Genomic DNA, 6546 nt, shown 5'->3' with positions numbered 1-6546 from the left:
AACTTGTTCCCAATCCCCATTGGCTTGCCGCCCGAATATGTAGGCGCTACCAGCACTTGCACCTCTAGTATCCTCACCATGAGCACCGACAATTGCCGTCTCACCGCTGATGGCAACTGAGTAGCCAAAGAAATCATCTGCTTGTGCATCTTGGGCAAAGATTTGTTGAACTTGTTCCCAATCCCCATTGGCTTGCCGCCCGAATATGTAGGCGCTACCAGCATTTCTACCTTTAGTATCCTCACGATAAGCACCAATAATTGCCATCTCACCACTGATGCTAACAGACCAGCCAAAATAATCATCCCCTTGCGCATCTCGAGCTTGGAGTTTCTGTATTTTGGTATACTCTCCTCTCACCTTAGCTGAGGTTGCTAGTAGCCCATTTTGGTATAAACTGACGAGTCCTTGCTCATCAATCACACCTGTATAATGCATCCAAGTATTATCCGCAGGGAGTGCCTCTGAAGCTTTGATGGTTTGTTCTGTACCATTGCTCAGATGCACTTTCAGCATCACCTTATTATCACTATCAAGCAGTAACTGGAGACGATTTCCCTCTTCGGCAACAATCACCTGTTCCCGATTAACATGAGTATCCTGTCGCACCCAAGCAGAAATACTCATCCCTGTAGCTACATTTGCCTTGGGTGTTTTTACCTTGATGGGGGGTGTTACCAAGTAATCTCCACTACCATCAAATCGAATTCCCCGCCGCTTGACTGACTGAAGATTGACCGCTTCCCCGGCTGACCAATCGGCATCAAGTATAAAATAACCTTTGAGGGTATCAATCGCTTTTACAGGGTAGAGACCATCATAAGATTTAGTGCCGCTAATTTGCACCTCATCCCCTGTAACTAAATCGTGGTTGGTACAGTAAACTCTTAACCTACCATCCTCTATTTTCTCGTACCCCACAATCATATTGTCGAAGACTAAGCCATTTTCTTCTTCCTGAATTTCTTCCCAAGAACCTAGCTTATCCCGAGTAAAGGTGGCTTCGACTTCAAAGGTGTCCCCATCTGCTGAGACGACTTGGTAATGTCCATCAAAGTTTCTAGTCCCCTGAACTTTTACCTTGGCTCCCGGTTCAAAAGTATTATCCAGAGGGGTTTCCACCGATTGAAGCAACAGCTTCTCTTCCGTATTACCGGCGATTGCTTCAATTGTCCCTACTGCTGGTGGGGTACTATCACCAATGACTTTTACTTCATCTAGAGTATTGAGGGGCAACAAAATATCACGAGTGGTACTCTTGAGCCGTTCAGAACTAGGACTAGTATCTATCTGTGACAGTGTGCCATCAATTGCTACAGCAAAACTCAGTGCGGCAGTAATCACATCAGTTCCCTTCTCAACTGGCACTGCCAACATCACCCGCCTAGTTTCCCGCATCAGTTGCATGCCATCCTGAGTTTGCCTTTCCACTTGGGTATCATAGGCAGTGGCACTCAATCCCTGAACAACCGTTAGGGAATTGGAACTATCATCTTTAAGCTCAAGGGTACGCTTGATAATACCCGGAATATTTCTGTATTTCTTTACTTCTGGATCGTCAGGATCTGGTTCTGCAAACACATAGTCTTTCAGTGTAAACAAACCTTGCTCAGAAGACCGCAGCGAATATAAAATTACCTTTTGAAGACTACTATCATAGGCAAAAATATTCCAACGGTAGATATCTTTCTCGATAGTCGGCATCAGAACCACTGAAAACCAACCATCCTGAAGATTTTCAACAAAACTCAACTCAATCGCTGGTTCGTAAAATGGCTCATTATTAATGTCCCGGAAATTGAGAGAATCAATATTATTGAGCTTTCCCTCTGCCTTGTCAATTTTCATACTCTCGGCAGGCAAGTACTTCTGACGAGAGCGTTGGAACCTTACTTCCAACTTGGGAACCAACTCATTTTTGATTCCATCAAGTACAAAGCGATTTACCAGTAACTTGTTACCAATGGACTGCCGGAACAGATATAAGTGTCCTATACCTGAAACTAACTGCACTGGAGCTACCGCAGACTGGGTTGTTTCGGCTACTTCACCATAGCGCGATCGCAACAACTGATGACCCTCTTTATCGGTAAACTCTACCTGCTCATGTTCTAAGACTGATTGATCTAGCACAGAGCGATCTAGAGGAAGCTGTTTCCAAGGTTCAAAACTAAGGGGATCCTGATTATCCTGGAGTGCTGTATCCTCAAAGCCACTGCGCTTAACTGTGTAGTAAATCTTCCCGTCAGCTGTGGTTCCAAAAACTAGGATTTTGCCCTCGTGGGCAATGGTATTAACGTGAGCAAACTTTTGACCCTGTAGATGCACTTACCTTTTCTCCTTTAGGAGTTTGAGCTGAGTTGATTGGCTAAAGCAATCACCAGAATTACTTATACCATATGGAGATAATTTTGCTATATTTGTGTCACAAAAAAAAATTTTTATTTACATAAATTTATATTTACAAAAAAATTGAGTCCAGAAAATTTTAATTTGTTTGCAATACTTTAAAAAAAATTCAACCTAATTCCACACTAGTAACAGCAAAAACCTTGTGCAAATCAATATTAGGTGGTTCAGCTGTGTACATGGCTATACATTCAAATATAGGGTTCATTTGATAATTTTCAAATAAGATAATAGCCGATTTATTAATATTAGGAACGTCTACATATATAGGACTTCCTTCAGCATAAGTAGCTAAGGCTAAGAATAGCTTTTCTGCTATGTCTTCATTTTCTGCAAAAATAGGACCAATTTTAAAGCCATCTGTAGCTTTTCTAATTACTCCATAACCTACCAAATCACTATCATTAAGAATTGCGTACCCTTGGCCATGAGGTTGATTAATCCATGTGGAAAGAAAATGAGAACGATGACTAGGAAAATATCGCCGATCATAACGACAAAGTTGCTCAAAATCAATAGACTTTAAATCCCTGACATCTGGCGAAATTGTGCCGGTGGTAATGATCCCTTGATAACGGAAATTAGAATGAGCAGGTTTGAACCCAAATTTTTGATAATTATTAACTTGTTCTAAGACAGCATTGAGAGCAGCAGGCTGCCCAGAAATTAAGTTCAATGCTTCTTGCCATGTTTTTAACCCAAATCCCTTTTGTCGTTCTTCCGGTTTAACAATATAATGACCAATAAAATTAAATTGAGGTTCATATCGCACTACAGAAATACAACTAATAGGTTTACCATTTAATTCTCCAATTAAAAATCCCCCAGGATCGGCAACATAAAAATTATCAGCATCATCAATACCTGGATTCCACCCCTCAGATACTTCCCAGCTTAAGACAATTTTCAGATCATCTTTTGTCATGGGACGAACTTGAAAATTATCTTCTGGTGTAATAGTCATTTTTTTGCTCCTGTTTCAAATCTTGTAAGCGCCACTGTAAATGGCATATTCAATACTCAATTTTGGTATTTAGACAAATAGTGTCAATCTTGAATTCAACTATAACGCTAATTTAATTGGAGTAGGTTCAAAACATGGATGGATAAAACTATCAAACTCAAGGTGCAAGTACTCAAGCACATCTTCAATTCTATCTGCAACAATATGCGCCACCCCAAACAAGGGACTAATTGTCGGATCGCTTGGTAAATAGTTCAGTAGTCGATTCCCAAAGATATTGCGGAATAATTCCTGATCAATAAGATATTTTTCTGGAGTATAGTGGGGTGGCAAACTACCAATAATAAAGGCATAAATCTTAGAATTATCTACATTGGCTAGTAGGGAATTCCAATCTGGCGATTCATCGGTAAAAAAAAGCTCATAGGGATTGAAACCAAAGGCATACTCTACAGTGTCAGGTAGAGCAACTTCTCCAAAGCGCAAGGGATTTAACTCAATAGGGAAGAGAGTTCCATTACTAGATAGTCTAAACTCAAAATGAAAGGGAAAACGGCATAGATCAAGCTTAGCTCCAATATAGTTCATCACTTCCATGGTGGGCTCTATTGTTTGAGCTACTACTTGCTTGGATGTATAGTATACTATGTCACTTACATCAGAGTTTGATAGGAAAGGATGCTGATAAATACCAGTTATTATGGTTTTCCCATTTTTGTCCCAGAAACCATCGCAGGCAAACTCTTCCCCATCTACGAATTCCTCTACAATAAAAAAAGAGTCGCTTAAAACAGTAGAATTCATTTGTTTTGTGGCTCTATTAATCTCTTCAAGAACCAAATCTACTGCCTGATCCCATTCCTGTTGTCCATGGACAACACGAACGCCTATAGAGGCAGTTCCTATGCTGGGCTTAAGTACTACCTTATCAATTTTTGGTGGAAACTGAAAATCCTCTAGAGCATCCCTTGTCAGTTCCCGATAAAATAAGTCCGGATACAAGTCTTTGAATAGCCGACGGAAGATTGCTTTATTTTTAAATATATTAACTTGATTTAAACGTTGTTTTGGTAGATTATGAAGGATAAAAGAGAGACTTTCTTCCCAGTTAATCATGACTGCAGGATCTTGATCTTGCATTAAAGATATCGCTTTGGCATCTTTAATAACACTGATTGTTTTTGGTAGGGGAGCCATCGGTGGTTGCCCATAGACAGAAATTCCTAGACGTTTGATTGCACGTAGCAAGGAAGGGGAGTGGAGAGGTCCAGCAAGAAAACAACAAATAGTATTTGGTGTCGTGATGTTCTTATTCATTCACCCTATAAGGTAGAATTTCGGGCTGGAATCTAGGTGACGATTGGCTTTAGAGCACTACCCACAGGGCAATTACATCTAAGTAACTATGGTTTCATATTTCGGTCAAGTTATCAATGCCTAAGTCCTAAAGATAATCTAAAGATAATTTTTAGTAGTCCTAAATCAAAGTGTTATTTTTTAAGGTTATTGGTTATTGTTTGTGAAATTTGTTTTAGTTTTATGACTGCTATAGAGTTGGCACTATCTTTAACGGAACATCAGTCTTATGTTCGAGATGCATATAAAGCGTAATTTATCAAGCCAAATTAGATAGTTTTGCCCTCAATCAAAAGACGTAATCATTAAGTAATAGATTGTGAAGTGGGCAAGGTGTGCTAAAATTAGCGGCGAAGTTTACTCTAGAAACAAAAACAATGACCACTGAAACAAGTTTTGAAATGACGGGATATGCCAAGAGGAAATACAACGTCACTGCACCTATCAATGTTGATGTGGCGAGGAACTATCTCAGAGCAGTAGTCGCGATCGCTAGTGCTGATGGGGAGTTAGCACAGGAAGAAATAGATTGGTTTATGGAAGAACAGCAGCAGATGGGAACACCATCTGACCTCCTAGAAGAAAATGTCATAAACTTCGATGGAAAAAATGCCGACATCGAACAGTTATTGAGCGCTATTCATTATGATTTTTCTATAAATGTCGGCCATTCTATGTTATATCAAGCCATAAAAATGAGCCGTGCTGATGGAGTGTACCACGAAAAAGAAAAAGCAGCTGTTGATCGAGCAGCGGAAATTTTAGGAATTGAACGGAAAGTAGTTGTTAGCCTTGAGTCTTTGGCGGAAATAGAAGAGTCAGCCGATCGGCTACGACTAGCGATATTTGAAACTGACGTTTAATAGTTTCATTAATCAACTATTTACGCTCATCTTGTTGGCGAGAAGCGTAGGTTAGTTCTGGGTCACATCTACCATTGAATTTGGCACTCGATTAAGGGCCACAATCACTAACCAAGATTGCTCCTCACAGGGTAAACCAGGTGGGCGGTAGTAATGATCAAAAATCTCAAATCCTGCTTGTTCAACACAGGGAGCCAAGCTTTTCTATTCCCAACCTACAACATAGCGATAGCCGGTTGGACGAACACTATAACCTTCCTGGAAAGATTCTGCTGTTGCTTGATACTCAGCAATTGTTAGTTTTTCATGATCTTCCACAATAGTTCAACCTGGTGATACTCAAGCAAATTTTACTATTTAACTAATAACTGGATAATAAACTCAGCCGCAGTTATATAAATTCGTTGTGGGGGTTGCTCACCTATAGGCACCTGAACCCACCAGCCTTGGCACTGACCAGGGGATCGCCACAAGTCCAAATGGGCTATTGGTGGTGAAGCATAGAAACTGTCTTCCCCTGCCCCCAATAGCGCTGAACTCCAGTGGGTAAAGTAATCGTGACTAATCCGGTGGATGGGAAAATTGCCATACAGAGGCACACCCCAGCCATCAACAGCGATCAATGCTTGGATGTTTCCTCCCAGTAGCTGCCAACCCCAAGCTGCTGCGATCGCACCCACTACCCCAGCACTGAAGCTGATCAAGACTATGGGAGTCTTCACCAAACCAATGTGACGTTGCAAGAACTCTAAAATATGAATAGCGGAGTAAGCTGGGTAGTCCTGAGCTGGAAAAATTAACACTTTCTCAGTCCAGGGACTTGATAGCTCCAAACTTGCTAAAAAATCCTGAGTCAGTTGGGGGTCATGGATACCGGGGCAAATAATTAAGTACGGGGACATGATTAAACGCTAAAGAGGCAAAGAAGGGAAATCAGCTCGATGTGCAAGACAG

At 40.9% G+C, this 6546-nt stretch carries 5 protein-coding genes; 1 reads left to right on the top strand and 4 read right to left on the bottom strand.

The features are described 5' to 3' along the window. The 3 genes from AC4II3_RS10920 to AC4II3_RS10910 all read right to left on the bottom strand — a co-directional run. Window positions 1–2328, bottom strand: a 2328-nt coding sequence (locus tag AC4II3_RS10920) for a LamG-like jellyroll fold domain-containing protein (RefSeq protein ID WP_490722814.1), incomplete at its 3' end; no start/stop codon positions are given. 190 nt (window positions 2329–2518) lie between these two features. Continuing rightward, the gene (locus tag AC4II3_RS10915; RefSeq protein ID WP_488009636.1) at window positions 2519–3373 is read right to left on the bottom strand and encodes a GNAT family N-acetyltransferase; all 855 of its coding nucleotides are present in this window, start codon (window positions 3371–3373) and stop codon (window positions 2519–2521) included. 99 nt (window positions 3374–3472) lie between these two features. Then, on the bottom strand, window positions 3473–4690 hold the full coding sequence (locus AC4II3_RS10910; RefSeq protein ID WP_488009634.1) for an ATP-grasp domain-containing protein: 1218 nt from the start codon (window positions 4688–4690) through the stop codon (window positions 3473–3475). Window positions 4691–5106: 416 nt separating this feature from the next. Between AC4II3_RS10910 and AC4II3_RS10905 the strand changes: the two genes are divergently transcribed. After that, complete coding sequence (locus AC4II3_RS10905) at window positions 5107–5592, top strand: TerB family tellurite resistance protein (protein ID WP_488009632.1); 486 nt, start codon at window positions 5107–5109, stop codon at window positions 5590–5592. 353 nt (window positions 5593–5945) lie between these two features. Here the strand turns inward: AC4II3_RS10905 and AC4II3_RS10900 are convergent, their stop codons facing one another. Next, a complete protein-coding gene (locus tag AC4II3_RS10900) occupies window positions 5946–6494 on the bottom strand; it encodes a hypothetical protein (protein ID WP_488009628.1) in 549 nt (182 codons plus the stop codon). Window positions 6495–6546 lie beyond the last annotated feature (52 nt).

This window comes from Moorena sp. (genome assembly GCF_982860115.1).
The sequence above is the reverse complement of the archived record's forward strand: the minus strand, read 5'-3'. Positions and strand labels throughout refer to the sequence as shown.